Below are 19658 nucleotides of genomic sequence, written 5' to 3' on the forward strand. Positions count from 1 at the left end.
TTGATCCTGAACAAATCGGATCATGCCCTGTGAGACAGGCACTTTCGCGTATCAACACGACGCCACAGCAAATCAGCACGAAAAATTCAGGCTAGATGCCGAGTTCGTCGGCGCGGCGCACCGCGGCTCGACGGTTCGTCACGCCGAGCTTGCGGAAGATGTTCTTGATGTGGGTCCGGACGGTGTTGAGGGAGACGACAAGTTCGGCCGCGATCTCGGGTCCGGTGAGCTCGCTGCGCAGCAGACGCAGGACCTCACACTCCCGTGAGGTGAGCGGGTCAGTCAGGCCCTGTTGGGGTGCCGTGGCGCCGGTATCGAGGAAGACGCGGACCAAGCGCTCCGGCGCCGCCAGAATGCGCGCCTCTTCGAGGGCCGCCGGCGCGCGGGGATCATCGCCGGCCCGACGGGCGAGTGCGAGCAGCACGAGTGCTTCGACGAGGCTGCCGGTGCGGCCCCCCTGCTCGGCAGCCGTACGGAGGCGTTCGATCAGTCGCGTGGCGTCCGCGACCCGGCCCGTCGCGAGGAGGACGCGCGCGAAGGTCAGGTGCGCGTACTCGCCGATGTAGGTGAGCTCGTCATCGGCGGACAGACCGGAGTAAGCGGCCCACCGTCGGGCGCCGTCGAGATCCCCGGCGCCCAACCGCACCCGCGCGATCGTGGCGGCAACCGGGCGGACCGCGGGCGAATAGTCGGTGTCGTAGCGGCTTTCGGCCACCCGCAGCACGTCGAGTGCGCCGTCGTGGTCTCCGGCGGCGGCCCGGAGTCGGGCATCGACCACGCGCGACCGGTAGGCGTATTGGCCGAGTGCCAGGCCGTCGTCGAGCGCGCGACTCGTCCGCAGGCGCCCGGCCGCCTCGTCGAGCTCGTTGCGTTCGAGGTGCAGCTCGGCGAGACCGATGTGCATGTCGGCGGTACCCCGTAACGGCCCTTGCGCGGCAACAAGTTCCAGCCCGGACCTCAGGGTGCGCTCGGCGGCCCGCAGGTGGCCCTGGGCGGCCTGGATGTCGGCGAGGCCGAGGGAGCAGCCGAGCACGTCGGCGAAGTATCCGGCGTCCTCGAACGCCGCAATCGCTGCGGCATACCGGCGAGCGGCCGATTCGAGGTCTCCCCCCGTCCATTGGGCGAGTCCGATGAGGGCCGCCGCGGGGCCACGGCCGAGATGGTCGTCCGCTGCGCTGAGGGCGGCGGCGCGTTCGCCGTGCGCGATCGTTGCGGCCAGATCGCCGTGCAGCAGTGCGAGTCCCGCGCGGTACATCGCGGCCTGCCCGGGCAGCCGGCGGAACTCGTCGGCGTCGTGCACGATCATCTCGTCGGCGCGCCGCCCGTGCTCCAGACACGCCTCGATGCGGTCGAGGGCGGACTCGACGCCGGCCACGTCGCCGGTCACCATGTGCGCACCCACCCAGCCGATCTCGAGAACCGGGCGGTTGGCGAAGATCTCCGCGGGAAGCGCGTCGAGCCACGCCCGCAGCGTCGCGTCCTGGCGGGCCCGGCGCAGCGACGGGATCGCACGTTCGATGAGGTCGGCTGCCGTCGAGAAGTCCTGTGCGGCAAACGCATGGCGAATGGCCTCGGGCCGGTCGCCGTGCGCGTCGAACCACTCGGCCGCCCGCCGGTGCAACTCGGCCGCCCGCCCGGGATGCTCGACGTCGAGCCGGGCGCGCAGGACGTCGGCGAAGAGATGGTGGTAGCGGTACCACTTCCGGCGGTCGTCGAGAGCGACGACGAACAGATTCGAGCGCTCCAGCACGTCGAGTGTCGGCCCGCGGTCGGTGTGGCCGGTGACCGCAGCGCACAGGGAGTCGGTCATCCGACTCAGGATCGAGGTCTCGAGAAGGAACGACCGCACGGCGTCGGGTTGCCGGCCGAGGACCTCGTCGACGAGGTAGTCGACGACGTAACGGTCGTCTCCGGCGAATCCGTCGATGAATCCTGACGGGTCGTCGCGGCCACGCAGCGACAGTGAGGCGAGCTGCAGGGCGGCGATCCATCCTTCCGTGCGACCCGCGAGCGCCTCGATGTCCGTCGGCGACAACGCCAGACCCGAGACCTCGTTGAGGTAGTCCGCAGCCTCTCCGACAGTGAAGCGGAGGTCGGCGGCCCGGATCTCGAGCAGATCCCCGCGGGCACGCATGCCTCCCAGCGACCACGGCGGGTCCGCCCGGCTCGACACGACCAGGTGGATGTGCGCCGGAAGGCGCTCCACCAGCAAGTGCACGGACTCCTGCACCTCGACCGACTCGATGACGTGATAGTCGTCCAAGACCAGCACGACGTCGTCGGCGAGTGCGGCCAGGTCGTTCACGAGCGATCCGACAACACTGTCCAGGGCCGTCGGCGAGGACTCCAGTATCGAGATGGCCCCAGCGCCGACGTCCGGGGCGACCCTGCGCAGTGCCGCGACGACATACGACCAGAACACCGACGGGTCGCTGTCCCGATGCTCCAGCGACACCCAGGCCGTCCTGCCGGCATCGCCGGCCGCCCCGAGCCATTCGGTCAGCAGCGTCGTCTTGCCGAAACCGGCCGGCGCCGACACGAGCACGAGCGCCGGAAGGTCGGCGTGCCCGAGGCGCTCGACGAGACGGGCGCGCGGGACGACGCCGCGGCGGCGCCGCGGAGCGTGCAGCTTGGTCTCGACGAGGAGGAGGTCGTTGGATTCCATGTGGCCGCCAAATCTACGCCGTCGCGCGAGGTCGACCATGGTTTCTGCGTAGCTGTGCTGTCACGGACTCGTGTGTATTGCGGGAGTACCTGTGCCACAGCGGTTTTCGTCAAGAAGGCGTCAGGCGTGAGCCGAGGTGACGTGGGCTGGGACGGCGTTACGACGCGGTTCGCGCAGCCAAGGGCCGCCGGTTCGAGCCTCGCCGTCCACGGCCCCTGGGTAAGGTCTGACCAGCGCGCCGAGGCGGAGGAGCATCGACACCATCGCCGAGCACGTTCGCCGGCGGGCCCGGATCTCGCGATCTCACCGGCTCCGGGCAATAACATAGAGGCTCGTGAAAGCCGTCATCTACGACAACTACGGGCCACCGGAGGTACTTCGCGTCGCAGACGTACCGGTCCCCGATCCCGCTGCGGGACAAGTGCGGGTCAAGGTGGTCGCGACATCGGTCAACCTGAGCGACTGGGAAGCCCTGCGCGGCCGCCCGGCCTACTCGCGCATCGGCGGTCTGTGCAAACCGGCACACCCGACGCTCGGCTCCGACATCGCCGGGTGGGTCGATGCGATCGGTGAGGGTGTCACGCGATTCCGCCCCGGCGACGCGGTGTACGGCGACAATCTGTCTGTCAGGGGTGGATTCGCCGAGTACGCCGTCGCGGCCGAGAAGGTGCTGACGCTCAAACCAGCCGAGCTGGATTTCGTCGAGGCCTCGACGATCCCCAGTCGGGCGCGATCGCGCTGCGGGGCACCCGCGGCGCCGCCCCGGGCAAGCGGGTCCTGATCAATGGCGGCGGAGGCGGTTCGGGTGCTCTTGCGATCCAACTCGCCAAACGGGCCGGCGCCCACGTCACGGGCGTGGACAACGCCGCGAAACTCGACTTCATGCTCTCACTCGGCGCCGACGACGTCATCGACTACCACCGCGACGACTTCACCCGTGGGCGCTACGACCTCATCCTCGACCTGGTCGCCCACCGTTCGGTCTTCGCCTACCGCCGGTCCCTCAACCGCGGCGGCCGTTACCACTGCGTCGGCGGCACCGTGCCGACCCTGCTGCGGGTACTCACCGCCGGTGTCATCGTCGGCGCCGTCACCGGCCGGCGCCTGGGGGTGTTGGCGGTCAGGGAGGGCCCCGCCCACTTCACGCCCGTCACCGACCTGTGCCTCGCCGGCGAGATCGCCACCCAGGTCGATCGCACGTATCCGCTCGAGGAAACCGCCGACGCCCTCGCTTGCGTCGGCGCGGGTCAGGCCCTCGGCAAGGTCGTCGTCACCCCCTGAGGGAGCCTCGGGGATCAGACGAAACGCCGCACGTCTCCGGTGTCGCGATGGGCGGACCACCCCGGATCTCCGGTTTCGGCGAAGCGCACCCATGCGTGGTGCATCTCGTCGGCGATGCGCTGGTCGGGTTCGGGCCCGGTCAACGCATGGGCGGCGGCGAGGTGGTCGAAGACGAACGGGATCTCCACCGCATGACCGGCCTGGATGTCGGCCTGCGGACTGCGGAATCCGAACTCGTACAGGTGGGTCGCACCGGCCGGCCGGGACGCGGCGATCGCGGTCGTCGGAGATGAGAATGCCCGCGCGGTGAGCGCCTCGCTGACCGCATCGCCCGCACTCGCCCCGGCATCGAGCCGGCTGCGGAGATAGTCGAGGCCGCCGGGACCGCGGCCGAGGATCGCCGCCGCGGCCTCCTCGGTGACGGCCTGCGCTCCGCCGGTCGCGGCCATGAAGAACCGGAACTCGTCGGCGTTCCAGCCCGCCAGCAACGGAATGTCGGCGCCGGCACCCGCCCCGATCGCCTCGTGCGGAGTCGCGGTGAGCACCTCCCCGTCCACCACCGGGAACTGCGACATGATCCCCAAGCCGACCTCGACAACCGTCGGCCCCCACACCTCCGGGTCCGGGTCGAGCATCAATTCCAGCGCCACCGTCGATTGCGCGCGCAGCAGATCTGCGACGCCGACACGGCCGAAGGCTTCCGCGGTGGCATCGATCTCGAGGATCTGCGCGATCCGTGCGGTCACCTTGCGTGCGTCGGCGGGATCCGCGGCGGCAGAGCCGTTGCCGCTCTGCATGATCGCGCGTCGGAACATGCCCGCGGCGAGCGGTGACGCCAACAGCGACGCGACACTCATCGCTCCCGCGGACTCGCCGAAGACGGTCACATTGTCGGCGTCGCCACCGAAGGCCGCGATGTTGTCGCGCACCCATGCCAACGCGGCGATCTGATCGAGCAACCCGCGGTTGTCGGGCGCCCCCTCGATCGACGCGAAACCGGCTGTGCCGAGCCGATAGTTGATGCCGACGCAGACGACGCCGTCACGCGCGAAGGTGTCCCCGGCATAAATCTCGATGCGATTGGAGCCGCGCGTGAATGCGCCCCCGTGAATCCACACCATCACCGGCAGTCCGCGCGCACCCGGGTCCGGGGTCCACACGTTGAGGTTGAGATAGTCGTCGCCGAGCACGATCGCGTTGTCGAGCAATGCGGCGATCGGGGCGGGATAGTCGACCTGCGGGGCGGTGGGACCGTACTCGGTGGCCGGCCGGACGCCATCCCACGCCACCGGATGAGCCGGAGCGGCGAAGGCCGATTCGCCGACGGGCGGTGCCGCATAAGGGATTCCGAGATAGGAGAAGATCCCATCGGCGACCAGGCCGGACACCCGGCCACTGGAGGTGAGCACCGCGGGTGCCTGCACGTCAGCACGAGTCATACCGACCGACGGTACGCGACGGCGGTGGCCGCCGGTGGGTGATCCTCGGTCCCGGACAGACGGCGCCGATCCTGCGGTCGGTCGATGTTGCCGCGCCTGACGTTCGTTGGGACGGATCTTCGTGTCGGCGAAGACCTCGAGGGCCTCGATCAGACGCGGCCCAGCTCCGAGGTGAGGTGATGGGTCATCGGGACACCGACCGCCGCCATCGCGAAGTCGGTGCGCAGGCTGTCTCCGTCCAGACGGTAGCGACGTTCGGTGGATTCCACCGACTTCGCCGTCGCCGTCCCCGTCACGACGCCGGACATCCTGAGTTCCACGACCCCGTCGACGACCTCGAGGACGCCCTCGCACAGTTCGGTGTGCCCGGTCGGCTGCGCGAGGGTGAATTCGACGACGCCCTCCGCCGGCAGTCGGAGGAATCCTGATTCGGTGTGCAGACCGGCGCCCGTCGCCGAGCGAGTGCGCTGCCGGTAGACCAGAAAGGGTTTGCCGATGTCCTCGACGGTGATCGTCTCCGTGTAGGCGAACGGGTCGATCGTCGGATACTCACCTCGGCCGGGACCGGTCCAGGTACCGATGAGGGAGGCGATCGGGGTCAGATTCGGCGCAAGACTCACCCTGCGAGAGTAATGCCGGATCGTCACGGTGGTCCCGGCTGGGATCGAACCAGCCCCAGCGGGTAGTCTGAATCTCCGCCCGACCAGCGCGAACAGGCCCAAAATAGCTACTTGACGTGCGGTTATGAGTATTGTGGCGAGTGAGGATGGTTATGGGTGGTTTGGGGTCACTATTGCCCGCTTATTGCCCAACTGTTGCCCGCCGATGCACCCCGAGGAGACCCGACATGGCCCGTAGCGCCGCCAGCAAGACACAGCCCCGCACCCGCCGCTCGTTCGGTCGGCTGCGCCAACGGACCTCGGGACGGTGGCAGGCGGGGTACCTCCACCACGGCTCGATCCACAACGCCCCGGCGACGTTCCCGACCAAGGACGCTGCGACGGCGTGGCTCTCGACCGAGCAGGACCTCATCGACCTCGATCACCGCAACCCCGGCAAGGGCATCTGGACCCCGCCTGCCGAGCGCGCCACCAAGGCCAAGGCGGCGGTGCTGACGCTGCGGGTCTACGCCGACCGATGGCTGGAGCACCGCTCCCTGTCGCGGCGGACCCGGGAGAACTATCGCTACCACCTGGACCAGAACATCTTCCCGGTCCTCGGCGACGCGGTGCTGACCGAGATCACCACCGAGGACGTGCGCGCCTGGCACTCCGGCCTCGGCGAGGAGCACGCGACGCGCAACGCCCGGGCCTACGGGGTGCTGACGGCAGTCCTCAACACCGCAGTCGACGACGGGCTGATCGACCGCTCCCCCGCCCGGATCAAGGGCGCGTCGGCGGTCAAGCGCACGAAGCGCGACGTGGTGCTGCTGGAGGCCCCCGAACTGACCGCGCTCGCCGACGCCATGCCGGAGAACCTGCAGTTGTCGGTTCTGCTGGCCGGGTGGTGCGGGATGCGGCGCGGCGAGGTGTTCGCCCTGACCCGCGCCGATATCGGCCCCGAGGCCGCCACCGTGCGGATCAACAAGGCGGTGACCTACCGGGAGCGCAAGTATGTGTGCGGCCCGCCCAAGACCCGCGAGTCGAACCGGACCGTCACCGTGCCGCCGCACCTGCGCCCCGTCATCACCGCGCATCTGCGCGAGCACGTCGGCAAGGCCAAGACCGCGCTGCTGTTCCCCGATCCCGAGTCGGGGTCCTACTTCGCGGAGGGCCGGTTCCGGGTCCCGTTCTTCGCCGCCCGCGACGCCATCGGCAAGCCCGAGCTGCACTTCCACGATCTGCGGCACTTCGGCGGTGTGATGGCGGCGCTGACCGGCGCGACGACGAGGGAGGTCATGGACCGGCTCGGCCACACCACCTCGACGGCGGCGATGCGCTACCAGCACGTCGCGGCGGGCCGTGCCGACGCGCTGGCCGACAAGCTCTCGGCGCTGGCCGGTGGCGCTGGCTGACCCGGCACCGCATCGGCGCGAGGCCCCCGACCGGACGGTTCCGGCGGGGGCCTCGGTGCGTTGGTGGGCGCTAGCACCGCCCGAGCGATCAACGCCGCATCGCATAGGTGATGGTCTTGTGCTCCCAGCCGTCCTCCCACGAGAAATAGACCGTTTTGCCGAGTCCCTCAAACTCCCAGCGCAGGAAACCGGGCCGTTGAATCGAGCCCCGAATTGGGTTCTCAGGTGCGTTGAAGGCGTCCAGTTCCCGACCTTGATTGAACAGGGTGATCCCGAAATCAACGCCAGCCAGGCGAACCGTCCCGCCGCGTATCGCGTCGGTTCCATTGGCCAAGAACGGCTGCGCAGACCACCAGTCGCTAAATATCGGCTCTGGATTACTGAAGGGGTCGAACGTAAGTGGGCTGTCCACCTGACTCGCCACGCACATTCCCCATGTCTCCGGCCACTCGGCGCGGGCGAGCAAGATATCCACGGCCTCCGGGGGTATCGGCGTGGACACACGGCCACCGTTTCCTGTGAAAGCGTTCGCGGCGGCATGATTCAACAGGAGCTTCAACGCCCACCTCTGGAAGTCATCGCCCGAGATGTGCACCTCAGCCTCCTCTCCCCACTCACCTGCTCCACCGCGCCACTCAAGTGCAACGTCTCGGATGAACCGGGCGAAACTGATAGCCGCGTCGTCCGCCGGGTGAAGTCCGTGGTTGTGACTGGTGCAGAGCACGTTGGCGACGAACTTCTTGGGCTTGACGGGCCGCACGATTCCCGCTCCGTGGTTGTGCTGGATCGTCGCGTTCGGGTCATCGAAGGTGAACAGCTTGATGAGGCCGTGGGATACGTAGTGCTCGCCCGAGATCGTGGCCGAGCAACCTCCACGGGTATTCGCGTAGCAGCGAGGGTGGCGATATCTCGGATCACCCTCTTGGTAAAGCTCCATGATCTCGAAGACCTGATCTGGCGGATATAGCCCGCCGTCAACACGTGCTGGTTGTTTGGGTGTCTCCCCGATTCTCACCTTGACGACCGCACCGGGGCGCGTTGCGCGGTTGGGAATCTGGTGAATTTGGATGATCTGGGCTTGCACATTGTGCTTTCCGTCATCCGAATGAGCACCAATGAACAGGCCGAGGTGGTCGCCTGTTAGGTCCTTAGCAGCGATTTCGTATTGGGACACGACTCCGCGGGATTTGTCGCCACCAATCAGATCGACACTGCGAAGCGTAGGTTCCCGCTCATCCAAGGCTTCGTCATCCGGCGCGTTCAAGCACCCAATGACGCCCGACAGCCGGTAGACCCAAGTCCGCCGCGCGTTGCCCTCCGGTACGCCGATGAACCGCGCAACTGGCCCGTGCTCGTGCTCAAGAACCCAGTCGATCTCGTCCACTGTCAGCGGCTGAGTCGCACGATCCTTGAAGATCGTGTCTCCGATGCGAACAGCCAGAACTGGAATAGCAATAGGCGAAGTCATGCCGAACCGTATCGCCTGAGCAATTTGGGCTGATCATTCGGCCTTGTCGTCGACTTCCGAACGCGCAGGACCCGGGAACGGATCGGGCTTCACCACCGGCACGGTGTCGGGGAGCGTTACCGGCCCGCGCTCCGGCGGCAGTTCCTCGGCCTTGATCTGCTCCGGCGTCGCCCAGTACCACTTCCCATCGGTACCCGTGGCCTTCTTCGACTCGATCTGGCAAGCGCGGCGCGCCCGGGTCAACTGGTGCTTGGTGAACCCGTCGCGCTCGCCGTCGGTGATCCCCTGCGCAGCCCAGCGAGGTCCGTCGGCGAGGTACTTGGCGAGCCACTGACCGGCGGCGGCGCCTCCCGAAGACCCGCCCCTGCCCCGGAACTTGTCGCGCAGAATGTCGTCGACGGTCCGGTCCGAGGATCCCGTGATCGCGAACTTCGAGACCTCGGCCACCTTGCCCGTGCTGGTGGTTATATTCTGCGTGTCGATGGCGTATTCCAGGGCCAGGTCCTCCGGCCCAGCGGAGTTCTTCGTCTGTGACATCACCCGGTTGCTGTCGTCGTCCTTGGCGAAGGCCAGGACCGAGCGGGCAACCTCACCGAACGCCGATGACCCCTGAATCGCGGCCAGAGGGTCACCCGAGGGCGACTTGGTGAGGTGTGCGATACCGATGACCACGCCGTCGATCCGCTCGGCGATGCGCTTCCAGGGGTCGAGCGCCTCGCGCGTTTCGTTGTTGCGGTAGATGTCGGTCTTGCCCGCGATGGTCCCCATGAGGGGGTCGAGGATCACGACGGTCGCGCCTACCTCAAGGAGGTGTTCGGTCAGGGCCTGCTCGTCCTCGACGGCCAGCATCCGCGACTCCTTGCCGTCGTGCTCGGCGTAGACGTGCAGCACCCGACTCAGGTCGGCACCCGCCGCGCGGAGGCTGGGCTTGATCGTGTAGTTCCACGGCTCCTCGGTCGCGATGTAGGCGACAGTCTGGGGCTGGCCGTGAAAGCACCCCTCGTGGGTCCCGGTGGTGAACCCGGCGGCGAACCATCGAGCAGCCGTCGACTTCCCGACCGCAGGGCGGCCCGCGAAGATCGCGAGGGTCCCCAGCATGATCCGGCCGGCCCCGGCGTACTCCCAGGCCCACGTCGGCGCGTCGTCCTCGATCTGGTCGGCGGGCGTCGACCGAATCACCCGCGCCGTCCGCCCGACTGTGGCCTCGCCCTTACGCTGATTCACGTTGTCTCCATTAGCTTTTGGGTCCTCCAGCCCGAGGTCCTCGTAGGTGAACGTCGCCGGTTCCTCGAACAGGCCGTGCTCGGCCATCACCGCGTCGGTGTTGCCGTCGAAGTCCACGGCTGCGACCGCATCGAGCCGGGTGACGAAGTGGCCCTCGGTGTCGGCGACCCGGGCGCACTCCTCGAACGGCTCGAAGCTGTGGGAGGTCCAGATGTGCAGCGGCGGGTCGGGTGAGACGGTCCACACCGCGCAGCCAGGCTCGTGGGCCGTCGCCGACTTCTCGCTGTCGTGGACGCCCGGGGCGGTCCAGGTGTCGCACCCGCAGGTGTCGGCCTTGCCGGTCGGCATCCAGTCGGTGCCGCCGAGAATGTCGGCCCAGGTGATCTGTGACCCCCACTCGGCCACCGCGCCGCCGTCGTGGTCGGTGCGGACCCTCGTTGCCCGTTCGCGGCGCGCGGCCCCGAACTCGGCGATCTTGTCGAGCAGCCAGCCCGGGGCGACCTCGACGGTGCCGGTGAGCCGGTAGTCCCCCTCGGGGCGCTGGCTGGGCGGGATGAGGGCGTAGCTGTCGCCCGCCTTCACGTCGTAGGTCGACTCGCCGTCACCGATGGCCATCTTGTCGGGGCAGTCAGGCAGCTCGACGCCCTCGGGGACGACGAAGTAGTAGTGCCCGCCCCCGTGGTGGTTCCACCGCTCCGGCTCGCCGGGCTTGGTCTCAGCCCGCGCGCCGGGGGTGGTGACGGTGGGCTGTGTGTCGGGGTCAGCGTCAGCGTCGGCGAGGAACGCGGCCACCTGCTCGGGGGTGTCGCAGTCGACGATGAGCAGGCGGCTACGCCCCGCCGCGAGGGCAAGGTTGACCGGCTTGTCGCGGTGCCTGCGGCGGTACTCGTCGAGGTAGTCGTTGTGGGTGCCGGGGTCGTCGGTGGCGAGCTTCACCCCCGACGGCGACTTCACCTTGTCCCAGCGCGGGTTCCCGGCATCGCGGGCGGCCTTCTTGGCGGTCTCGTCGGCGGCCCGGCGGTCAGGAATCCGCCGGGCATCGCACGGCAGCTTCGAGCCGGGCACGGCGAACATGACCGCACAGCCCTCGGCGGCGAGGTCAGAGATGTAGTTACCCAACGTATTCGGTGTTGTGCGCCCGGCATCGCCGAGGAGCTTCGTGAGGTTCCTCGCGCGCTGTTCTGCGGCGGAATTCGCGGTATCATGGTCGCGGGCCAATTCCTCGGGTCCAATCTGATTCCGCGAACGGGCGTCCAGTGGGTAGGACGCCCGTTCGCTGTTTTCGCTGACAGGGCCGCTCGATGCCGGGTGTGGGGTGATTCGAGAGCGGGCAGAAGCGATTACGCGCCAGCGGAATTGGTCCCGTAGACCTCGACGGGGATCATGGCGCTGAACAGCGCGTCCACGTCGGAGACCTTGAGCCTGATGTGGGACTTCGGCCTGTCCGAAATCCTGTAGGCGGGCAGCTTGCCCTCGCTGATCAGCTCGCGCAGCGTCCAGGTCGAGTATCCGGTGCGCTTGGCGGCGCGCTGGATGCTCTCCCACTGCTCGCCTGCAGATGTGGTGGGTGCCACGGTGTTTCCTCTCCCTCGTTCCAATCTGAGGGGTGTGCTCCCGTGGCGCGGGTGACCCGCTGCCGACGACGTTACGGGATGGGGGCGGTCGCGGCAAGCTTCTGGGTCTCGCGAGATTCGTTGGGGCATAGACAATTCCGCCACTGTCGGTGTTGTGGGCGCCCACCTCGAGGTCAGGTACGACATAGGTACCCCGGGCCGAAGCGGACACACAGCTACGCGACGGCCGGAACCACGAGGTCATCGCCGACACGGTTACCCGGGGGCGGGTTCCCGGTAAGAGTGCGCCCCTCGCGTATACCCGTGCAATCTTGCAACCTTGCGATCTTCCCTGGTCACAGGCAGTTTCAAGAATGCAAGGTTGCACGCGCGTTCTTGGGGAGGGAGGTAACTACCTTCTTCTCTCTTATCCGAGCGCCTCGGACCAAGAATGCAAGGTTGCAGGGCCGGGTGACCAAGGTTGCACGGGTACATCGGCTCCGACCAGTGAAGATCGCAAGATTGCAAGATTGCGGGGGTCTACGCGGGAGGCTGAGCTGTGTGTCGTGAACGCTGGCGACCGTGCCGCCCGACGACGAGGACTGCGGCCTCGGTGGTGCTGATCGACGGACCCCGAGCCGGGCGCCGACACCTCCGACGAGAACCGAATCCGACCGTTCCCCAACGCATAACACCGAGTTCTGGCACTGTTGTCGATGCACCCCAGAACGGTACAAATACGGACATGCCAGGTCCACCCAAGGGAATGTCGCGAGCCGAGTCGCGCGAGCGTGCCGAGGACGTGTACTACATGCGAGCCGTGCTCGGGATGAGCTGGCGCGCCATCATGCGCGAGAAGTCCTACGGCTCCGTCGGCGCGGTGCAGTCGGCGTATCAGCGACACCTCAAGCGCAACGAGATACCGGACGGCCCGACGACCCTGGCCGAGATTCTGGAGCGGCGTCGGTTTCGGCAGGGCATGGGAACCAAGGCGCTCGCGTCGGCGATGAAGGCCGACGACTTCTCGTCGGTGTCCTCGCTGCTGCGGACCCTGCTCGCCGAGGACGCCGAGCTGGCCAAGCTCGTCGGCCTGCACGCCCCCGAGCGGATCGAGGCCGTGGTGATGACTCCGCGCGAGCGCATCGAGCAGGCCCGGCAAGCCACCCTCGAATCCCTGAACCAACCATCACCCCAGCCCGTACTCGACGCGGAGGTCGTCACCGAATGAGCGAACAGCGCAAGGCCGCGATCAACGCCGCGTACGACATTGCCGCCGAGGTTGCCGACGGCAACCCGGCAGCCGACCTCGACCTCGTGGCGTCGAGCCTCGACACCGCGCACGCCGCCGCGACCAGGAAGCGGACCGCCGAGGACGTGGACCGCCTCGTCACCGATGGGGTGTTCTCGGCGTTCGGGTTCGTCGACCGGGACGGTCCGCTGTGGGCTGTGCAACGCGACGTTGCCGTGAAGGTCCTCCAACTCCTCACCCCCGACGAGCTGACCGAGACGATGCGTGAGGTGCGGTGGGCCGACGCCACCGATGCACCCGAGCCGTGGGACGGCCCCGTCCCCTCGCTCCCGGCCCCCAGCGCCCCGCTGCCGGGCGAACAGGGCGTGGCCCACCCCGATACCCCGGCGACGCCCGACGGACCGTCAGAAACCAACGGGGACAACACCGAACATGACGGATCACCCGCAGCCGAGTCCACCGACGACGACCCCGAGGTGATCATCGACGCCGAGGTGATCGAGGAGGTCGGCCAGACCACCTCCTCGCAGACGCGCTACCGGATGCCGACCGGCCAGGTCTACGCGCCCCGGGCCGACGGGTTCGCCCGCCGGATCGGGGGCGGTGGCCGACCCGTCACCCAGATCAACACCGACAGCCCGCACCTGGGCGACCAGCGGTAGCCGAGGTCTCGCAGTTCTCAAATATCGGGAGGGCCGTCCCGAGACCCGTTGCGGCGCTTGAATCCCCACGTCGCCAGTCGCAGAAGTTGCCGCGAATCAGAACCACCCACGCGCGACTTCTGCGAGTAACGTCGTTGGCATGACGAACACCGAATCACCCAGCGCCCCTTCATCTTCCACGCACGAGGACCCCGCACCGACCGGGCAGCTCCTCGGCTACGCCCGCACCTCGACCGGGCATCAGCACCTCGACCAGCAGCACGACGCGCTGGCCGCAGCCGGGGTGCCCGCCGAGCGCACCTACTCCGATCAGCTCTCGGGCACCTCGGCCAAGGAGCAGCGGCCCGGCCTCTCCGCCCTGCTCGCCTACGTCCGCCCCGGCGACACCATCGTCGTCGTCGGCATCGATCGTCTGGGCCGCAGCGCCGCCGAGGTCATGCTGACCATCCGCGAGCTGCTCGACTCCGGCGTGGTCATCCGGTCGCTGCGTGAGGGCGTCGACTCCTCGACCGCCACCGGGCGCGCGGTGTTCGGCATCATGGCCTCGATGGCCGAGCTGGAACTGGAGCTGGGCCGTGAGCGCCGCGCCGCAGCACGCGCAGCCCGCCGGTCTCGCGGGATGCCGCTGGGCCGTCCCCGCAAGCTCGACTCCGACCAGATCGCCCTGGCCGAGCGGATGCGCGCGAACGGTGAGCCGGTACCGATCATCGCCGACACCCTGGGCGTGTCCAAGGCGACGCTGTACCGGATGCTCGCCAGCACCGAGGCGGTGTCGGCATGACCGCCACCTTCGAGCACTGGGGGCTGCGCACCGGCCCCGCGACCTACGTCGGCATCAGCGAGCGCGTGAGCATCCCCTGCCGGATCGTTCGGTTCCGCCGCGACTGCGTGGTCGTCCGCTTCGGCGACGCGCCTCCCGAGACCGTCCATCCCCATGATCTGCGGCAGGCTCCGCGCCGTCGCTGACTCCACCCCACGGCCCCCGACACCACCACGGTGCGGGGGCCGTGTCTTATCCACAACACCTACTACAGTTGGTGTGGCACAACGTAATTAGCCGAGTGTCGCCGTTGCGGAGCCGCTCGGCTCGGTGCATGATGGGTCCCATGACCGCAGCCACCGCCGACGCGCAGACCCCGGCCCCGGGCGACCTCACCGCGCGACAGTGGGCCGCTCGGCACAACGCCCTCCTGGGACGCGGCGCTGCCGACGACGACCCGCGTGTGGCCGAATGCCGCGCCGCGCTGGCCTATCACCGGGTCCGCCGGGTCATCGTTGCCGAGCGCGACGCCCTCGACCCCGCCGACGCGGCAATCCTCCAGGGGGCGCTCACCATGCGCACCTGACCACCACCCTGCCGCCCCGGCGGGCCTCGACGCCACGGCAGCAGCACCGGATCGACGACATGCAGTTCGACCCACCCGCCGGTCTATCGACCGCGCCACACCGAGGAGACCCACCATGACCAGCACCACGGCCACCACGCCGACGCGGACCGCCCGCCGCCCCCACACCGACCACGAGATCGAGTCCGCCATCCTGGCCGCCGTCGCCGACCTTGCGCCCGCAGATGGCGATCTGGTGCGGTGGAGCAAGATTCGCACCCGCCTGCCCGAGGGCTGCGGGTTCTGGCAGGCGCACGAGGCACAGCACCGGCTGTGGCGGCGCGGCGATCTCGTCATCGTCCAGATCAAGGGCACGCCGTGGGTCGGCCTCGCCGACGAGGTGACCCGGCTCGCCAACGCCGCGTGCGACCGGCGCGGCGAACCCCGCACCGTCGTGATGCTGTGACCACCACCGTGATCCCCCGCAGGAGCACACCGGCTCCCGACCTCGAAGCCTTCCACGTCCTCGGCCAGCTCACCGGGCGCGCGTTCGCCGAGGTCCGCCTCGACACCACCGGCCTCGCCGAACTCACCCGCCACGTCCTCGACCTGGACCTCGAACGGGCGCGGGCCGTGCTCAGTCCATCAGCACCCACAGCCATTACCGCACAACGGAATTAGGAGACACACATCATGGCCAGCGGATACCTCAAGCCCCGCCCCCAGTGGCCGGTCGGACCGACGCCGGTGTTCGACCAGACGACCAAGCGCGAGCGCCGACGGCGGTGGCTCACCACGGTCTACGACGCCGACTTCGACTTCGCCGCCGAGATCGACGCCATCGTCGGCCCCCTCGCCCAGCGCGTCGCCGCCCAGCCGCGCCCGATTGTGTTCGGCGCGCACGCCGAAGCCGTCACCGAGGCCGTGGGCGGGCTGTGCGGAACCGTCGCCGAGCTGGTCGCCGACACCCGCCTGCGTAGCCTCGACTCCGTGGACCGGGCGCGCGCCCGCGAGGCACTGCGCACGGTGAACACCTCTGCGGTCCCGACGATCTCGCCCGAGGCGCTCGCCGACGGTACCTGGGTAGCAGCCCTCGTCGAGATCGCGCAGCCGCACACCGAAGCGCTGGCGCGGCTGCTCGGTCACCAGAACGCTGCTCGACGCGGTGAACCCACGGCCAGCGATCTCCTGATCGACGCACTCCGCGAACTGGATCGCGCCGCCCTCGACCTGTCCCGTCGTGTCGACAAATCGGAGTACTGGCGCTCGATCACCCCCGACGCCGACGGCACCACCGGACCCGATGCCGCACAGTCGGCCCGGCAGACGCTGGTGGAGCTGGGTGTCGGAGCGACGACCGTAGGCGAGGGGAGTGTGTCGTGACCGCGGATTACCTGCACGCCTGCTCGGGGTGCGGAAAGCCAACGATTCGGTACCGGGGCACCGTACACGGGTTCACCTGCGATGCCTGCATGAACTCGCGGATCGGCCTCGACCGTGGGCCGACGCGCCACGAACGCCGGTCGTCGTACTTCATCGAGTCCCATCGCCAGGAGGTATCCGGTGGCCAGTAACCAGACCCGCGCCCGCCTCACCCGCGCCGACGTCACCCCGACCGAACGCCGGATGCTCGCCGCTGCACTTCACGAAAGCGCCCATGCCATAGCCGGTTTCGTGTGCGGTCTCGACGTCGAGCGGGTCCGCCTGTTTCCCAACAACCCGCGCCACGCGGGAGCGTGCGAGTTCGCCCGTCACCCCGGCGGGACACCCCCGTTGGTGGCCTACGCCGGTACCGTCGCCGAACTGCGGTGGACCCTCGGCTGCCGCCCATCCGCCTACCAGGTGAGCGCGCGTCTCGATACACACCGCGAGGACCGGGCGATAGTCGCCTCTGCGGGCACGTTCGATCTCGACCATGCGCGCGGACTCGTCGACCGTTGCTGGCCAGCGGTGACGACGCTCGCACGGTCGCTCTACGTGCATGGCGAGGTGGGCGAGGGCGACGTCATCAAGGCGCTGCGGGTCCCGCCGGGACCGGCGGGAGATCGGTACGTCGCCGAGCTGCGTTCGGGCTATCGGGCAGTGTCCTGACGGACCTGGCCCAGCGACGCACCATCGGAGCCGCCACGATCACCTCCATCCTCTGAACCACCCACCCCGGGGTGCGCGTCTATCGTCCGCCGCCCACCGATGGGCCGGGAACCGGGATTGGCTGCGGGCCACCGGAACCCGGCCCCATCACCACAGCGCGACCAGGCCGACGTGGACGCCGCCTGCAGCTCCTCCGCGACGACCTCGACGGTCGCCACCACGCCCTGGCGGTGATCCGGTCCCTGCAGTGCGCCCGGCTCGTTCAGCGTCGTCGCCCGCTGCCGCAGACGGTTACAAAGCTGACTGCTTGGACACCGGAATAACTTATACCTGACTTGGCTCATTTTCCCGGATTTTCGGGTTCGGATGGGGTCTGATCTGGGGTGTGGGTCGCGGGGTGGACACTAACCGGCGCCTCCTGACTTGGCTCATTTTCCCGGATTTTCGGGTTCGGATGGGGTCTGATCTGGGGTGTGGGTCGCGGGGTGGACACTAACCGGCGCCTCGTAGGCTGGCGGGCGTGGCATTTGTGCGCACGGTGAAGACGAAATCGGGGGCGACGGCGGTCCAGATCGTGCACTCCAACCGCCGCGGATCGCGCACGATCGAGCACATCGGTTCGGCCCACAACGACCAGGAGCTCGCAGCGCTGAATGCGGCGGCGACCGAGCGGTTGCAGGCCGGCCAGCAGCAACTGGATCTGGGGTTGATGGCCGGGCCGGGAGCGTTGCCGATCACGTCCTCGCGTATGGCGGTGCTCTGGGACACCCTCACTGAGGTTTACGACAGTCTCGGTTTCGCGGAGAAGTCCAACGGGGACAGTGTTTTTCGTGATCTCGTGGTCGCCAGGATCATCGAACCCACCAGCAAACTCGACTCCCTGCGGGTGTTGAACGAGGTCGGTGTCGAGCCGATGTCGTATGCGACGATCAAGCGTCGTCTGCCGACGTACGCGGCCGCGCAGTTTCGCCGCGACCTCGCGGCGGCGTGCGCCGATCACGCCCGGGTCGGACCGGCAACCTTCTGCCTCTACGACGTCACGACCTTGTATTTCGAGACCGATAAGGCCGACGGGTTCCGCGAGCCCGGATTCTCCAAAGAACGCCGGCTCGAACCGCAGATCACCGTGGGGTTGTTGACCGACGCGTCGGGGTTCCCGCTGATGATTCAGGCGTTCGAGGGCAACCGAGCCGAAACAGCCACGATGATGCCCACCCTGCGGGCATTCATGGCCGCCTACGACCTTGAGGACGTCACCGTGGTCGCGGATGCCGGGATGATCTCGGCGGCCAACAAGGAGGCCATCGAGGTGGCTGGGTTGTCGTTCATCCTGGGCGAGAGGATCCCGACGATCCCGTACGTGATCAGTAAGTGGCACACCGATAATCCCAATCAGACACCGCCGGACGGGCTGGTGCTGACCCAGCCGTGGCCGGCGACCTCCAAAACACGGTATCGCCGCAATCAGGTGGTGTACTACCAGTACAAGGCCGACCGGGCGCGCCGGTCGATCCGCGGTATCGATGAACAGATCGCCAAAGCCGAAAAGGCTGTGGCCGGAAAGATTCCGGTCAAACGTAACCGGTTCGTCACGCTCAAGGGCGCCGACAAGACGGTCAACCGCGATTTGGAGACCCGTGCCCGCACCTTGGCCGGCTGGAAGGCATACGCCACCAATATCAGTTCTCCGACAGCAGATTTCGTGATCGGCACCTACCACAACCTGTGGAAGATCGAAAAGAGCTTCCGGATGTCGAAACACGATCTGGCCGCCCGCCCCATCTACCACCGGCTACGCGATTCCATCGATGCGCACCTGTCGATCGTGTTCGCGGCCCTGGCGATCACCCGAGTCATCGAGGCCCGCTCTGGCTGGTCGATCAAGAAATTTGTCACCACCGCCCGCCGATACCGCGCGATCACCATCCAGGCCGGCGAGCACACCATCAACGCCGCCGACCCAATCCCCGACGACCTGCAAAAAGCGCTCATCGAAATCCGCGGTGGACACTAAATTGAGCCAAGTCAGGTTACAAAGCTGACTGCTTGGACACCGGAATAACTTATACCTATTGCCTTGGCCCTAGTAATAGATGTAGTCTCAGATCGTATCCACGAACGAAGGGAACCGCATCATGCTGAATCTGAATCTGCGCGAACGATTTCTGGTAGGGCCTGCAACCACTGTCGGCGCCGACCCCTCCATCTGGAATCGAGACTGGGCTGGCTACGACCCGCACGCAAGCGATGCCGTGAACTTCGAGCAAAACCGTGGTGTCTACAACATCGGACCACGTGGTCATCGAGAGCGAATCGCGACGATGAGCGTCGGACATCAGATTCGGATCGTCGCTGAGATCGACGCCATAGAGGACATTCCTCTACACAAAGGCGGTGTGAAACAAGCGGTCGCTGGTCGCATCCTGGCCCCGGGCAATCCCGACTACGACCGACTCATCAACACCACTATCGAGCCGTTCCGGAATCCAGTCCGGTACATAGTTGACGACGTCGCTGACTCAATTTGCCTGTGCGGCTGCGAAACCGAGTTACCACCTGGTCGACGTTGGGTACCAGGCCATGATCAGCGCGCGCTCCATGACCGGGTCACGCGGGGTTGGCGCTCGGTCGAGAACTTCATTCGCTGGTACGACACCGAATCGGGCCGTCCCGCCGTCGGCGCGTAG

20 protein-coding genes are annotated in these 19658 nt (G+C 67.8%); 14 read left to right on the forward strand and 6 right to left on the reverse strand.

Annotated features, from left to right (window positions below):
* Positions 1 to 91: 91 nt before the first annotated feature.
* Positions 92 to 2665: a LuxR C-terminal-related transcriptional regulator gene (locus tag ACWDTI_RS21950; RefSeq protein WP_449740248.1), complete on the reverse strand. Its 2574-nt coding sequence runs from the start codon at positions 2663 to 2665 to the stop codon at positions 92 to 94.
* A gap of 334 nt (positions 2666 to 2999) precedes the next feature.
* Here ACWDTI_RS21950 and ACWDTI_RS21955 point away from each other — a divergent pair, with 334 nt between their 5' ends.
* Together ACWDTI_RS21955 and ACWDTI_RS21960 are read left to right on the forward strand one after the other, a co-directional pair.
* Entirely contained in the window at positions 3000 to 3446 is a 447-nt protein-coding gene (locus tag ACWDTI_RS21955) for a quinone oxidoreductase family protein (RefSeq protein WP_449740249.1), read from the forward strand.
* A 74-nt stretch (positions 3447 to 3520) separates the two neighbouring features.
* A complete protein-coding gene (locus ACWDTI_RS21960; RefSeq protein WP_449740250.1) occupies positions 3521 to 3946 on the forward strand; it encodes a zinc-binding dehydrogenase in 426 nt (141 codons plus the stop codon).
* 14 nt (positions 3947 to 3960) lie between these two features.
* On the opposite strand, the gene ACWDTI_RS21965 is transcribed toward ACWDTI_RS21960, so the two are convergent.
* Entirely contained in the window at positions 3961 to 5385 is a 1425-nt protein-coding gene (locus tag ACWDTI_RS21965) for a carboxylesterase/lipase family protein (RefSeq protein WP_449740251.1), read from the reverse strand.
* 149 nt (positions 5386 to 5534) lie between these two features.
* On the reverse strand, positions 5535 to 6005 hold the full coding sequence (locus ACWDTI_RS21970) for an FABP family protein (protein ID WP_449740252.1): 471 nt from the start codon (positions 6003 to 6005) through the stop codon (positions 5535 to 5537).
* Between the two features lie 227 nt (positions 6006 to 6232).
* On the opposite strand from ACWDTI_RS21970, the gene ACWDTI_RS21975 reads away from it, so the two are divergent.
* Positions 6233 to 7399 carry a tyrosine-type recombinase/integrase gene (locus ACWDTI_RS21975; RefSeq protein ID WP_449740253.1) on the forward strand — a complete coding sequence of 389 codons (1167 nt, stop codon included), beginning with the start codon at positions 6233 to 6235 and terminating at the stop codon, positions 7397 to 7399.
* An 88-nt stretch (positions 7400 to 7487) separates the two neighbouring features.
* Here ACWDTI_RS21975 and ACWDTI_RS21980 read toward each other — a convergent pair whose 3' ends face one another.
* The 3 genes from ACWDTI_RS21980 to ACWDTI_RS21990 all read right to left on the reverse strand — a co-directional run bounded on the left by ACWDTI_RS21980 (position 7488) and on the right by ACWDTI_RS21990 (position 11665).
* The gene (locus ACWDTI_RS21980; protein WP_449740254.1) at positions 7488 to 8867 is read right to left on the reverse strand and encodes a hypothetical protein; all 1380 of its coding nucleotides are present in this window, start codon (positions 8865 to 8867) and stop codon (positions 7488 to 7490) included.
* A 33-nt stretch (positions 8868 to 8900) separates the two neighbouring features.
* Positions 8901 to 11210: an AAA family ATPase gene (locus ACWDTI_RS21985; RefSeq protein WP_449740255.1), complete on the reverse strand. Its 2310-nt coding sequence runs from the start codon at positions 11208 to 11210 to the stop codon at positions 8901 to 8903.
* Between the two features lie 221 nt (positions 11211 to 11431).
* Entirely contained in the window at positions 11432 to 11665 is a 234-nt protein-coding gene (locus ACWDTI_RS21990; RefSeq protein ID WP_449740256.1) for an excisionase family DNA-binding protein, read from the reverse strand.
* A 724-nt stretch (positions 11666 to 12389) separates the two neighbouring features.
* Here ACWDTI_RS21990 and ACWDTI_RS21995 point away from each other — a divergent pair.
* The 11 genes from ACWDTI_RS21995 to ACWDTI_RS22045 all read left to right on the forward strand — a co-directional run bounded on the left by ACWDTI_RS21995 (position 12390) and on the right by ACWDTI_RS22045 (position 19658).
* The gene (locus ACWDTI_RS21995; RefSeq protein ID WP_449740257.1) at positions 12390 to 12872 is read left to right on the forward strand and encodes a hypothetical protein; all 483 of its coding nucleotides are present in this window, start codon (positions 12390 to 12392) and stop codon (positions 12870 to 12872) included.
* Entirely contained in the window at positions 12869 to 13555 is a 687-nt protein-coding gene (locus ACWDTI_RS22000; RefSeq protein WP_449740258.1) for a hypothetical protein, read from the forward strand. The genes ACWDTI_RS21995 and ACWDTI_RS22000 overlap by 4 nt, the downstream gene beginning before the upstream one ends.
* 139 nt (positions 13556 to 13694) lie before the next feature.
* Positions 13695 to 14336, forward strand: a complete 642-nt coding sequence (locus tag ACWDTI_RS22005; protein ID WP_449740259.1) for a recombinase family protein — start codon at positions 13695 to 13697, stop codon at positions 14334 to 14336.
* Positions 14333 to 14521, forward strand: coding sequence for a hypothetical protein (locus tag ACWDTI_RS22010; RefSeq protein ID WP_449740260.1), 189 nt, complete (start codon positions 14333 to 14335; stop codon positions 14519 to 14521). The genes ACWDTI_RS22005 and ACWDTI_RS22010 overlap by 4 nt, the downstream gene beginning before the upstream one ends.
* A gap of 140 nt (positions 14522 to 14661) precedes the next feature.
* Positions 14662 to 14901: a hypothetical protein gene (locus ACWDTI_RS22015; RefSeq protein WP_449740261.1), complete on the forward strand. Its 240-nt coding sequence runs from the start codon at positions 14662 to 14664 to the stop codon at positions 14899 to 14901.
* A 115-nt stretch (positions 14902 to 15016) separates the two neighbouring features.
* Positions 15017 to 15346, forward strand: a complete 330-nt coding sequence (locus ACWDTI_RS22020) for a hypothetical protein (protein WP_449740262.1) — start codon at positions 15017 to 15019, stop codon at positions 15344 to 15346.
* Positions 15343 to 15561: a hypothetical protein gene (locus tag ACWDTI_RS22025; protein WP_449740263.1), complete on the forward strand. Its 219-nt coding sequence runs from the start codon at positions 15343 to 15345 to the stop codon at positions 15559 to 15561. The genes ACWDTI_RS22020 and ACWDTI_RS22025 overlap by 4 nt, the downstream gene beginning before the upstream one ends.
* Positions 15562 to 15573: 12 nt before the next feature.
* The gene (locus ACWDTI_RS22030) at positions 15574 to 16263 is read left to right on the forward strand and encodes a hypothetical protein (protein WP_449740264.1); all 690 of its coding nucleotides are present in this window, start codon (positions 15574 to 15576) and stop codon (positions 16261 to 16263) included.
* 180 nt (positions 16264 to 16443) lie between these two features.
* On the forward strand, positions 16444 to 16971 hold the full coding sequence (locus tag ACWDTI_RS22035) for a hypothetical protein (RefSeq protein WP_449740265.1): 528 nt from the start codon (positions 16444 to 16446) through the stop codon (positions 16969 to 16971).
* Positions 16972 to 17491: 520 nt separating this feature from the next.
* Positions 17492 to 18985 (forward strand): IS1634 family transposase, encoded by a 1494-nt coding sequence (locus ACWDTI_RS22040; protein ID WP_449740266.1) that lies wholly within the window; start codon positions 17492 to 17494, stop codon positions 18983 to 18985.
* Between the two features lie 121 nt (positions 18986 to 19106).
* Positions 19107 to 19658 (forward strand): hypothetical protein, encoded by a 552-nt coding sequence (locus ACWDTI_RS22045; RefSeq protein WP_449740267.1) that lies wholly within the window; start codon positions 19107 to 19109, stop codon positions 19656 to 19658.

It is taken from the genome of Gordonia sp. NPDC003424 (assembly GCF_053588655.1).

Coding starts and splice junctions, on each gene's coding strand:
- ACWDTI_RS21950 (WP_449740248.1), bottom strand. CDS start 2,665: ATGGAATCCAACGACCTCCTCCTCGTCGAGACCAAGCTGCACGCTCCG.
- ACWDTI_RS21965 (WP_449740251.1), bottom strand. CDS start 5,385: ATGACTCGTGCTGACGTGCAGGCACCCGCGGTGCTCACCTCCAGTGGC.
- ACWDTI_RS21975 (WP_449740253.1), top strand. CDS start 6,233: ATGGCCCGTAGCGCCGCCAGCAAGACACAGCCCCGCACCCGCCGCTCG.
- ACWDTI_RS21980 (WP_449740254.1), bottom strand. CDS start 8,867: ATGACTTCGCCTATTGCTATTCCAGTTCTGGCTGTTCGCATCGGAGAC.
- ACWDTI_RS21995 (WP_449740257.1), top strand. CDS start 12,390: ATGCCAGGTCCACCCAAGGGAATGTCGCGAGCCGAGTCGCGCGAGCGT.
- ACWDTI_RS22000 (WP_449740258.1), top strand. CDS start 12,869: ATGAGCGAACAGCGCAAGGCCGCGATCAACGCCGCGTACGACATTGCC.
- ACWDTI_RS22005 (WP_449740259.1), top strand. CDS start 13,695: ATGACGAACACCGAATCACCCAGCGCCCCTTCATCTTCCACGCACGAG.
- ACWDTI_RS22010 (WP_449740260.1), top strand. CDS start 14,333: ATGACCGCCACCTTCGAGCACTGGGGGCTGCGCACCGGCCCCGCGACC.
- ACWDTI_RS22015 (WP_449740261.1), top strand. CDS start 14,662: ATGACCGCAGCCACCGCCGACGCGCAGACCCCGGCCCCGGGCGACCTC.
- ACWDTI_RS22020 (WP_449740262.1), top strand. CDS start 15,017: ATGACCAGCACCACGGCCACCACGCCGACGCGGACCGCCCGCCGCCCC.
- ACWDTI_RS22030 (WP_449740264.1), top strand. CDS start 15,574: ATGGCCAGCGGATACCTCAAGCCCCGCCCCCAGTGGCCGGTCGGACCG.
- ACWDTI_RS22045 (WP_449740267.1), top strand. CDS start 19,107: ATGCTGAATCTGAATCTGCGCGAACGATTTCTGGTAGGGCCTGCAACC.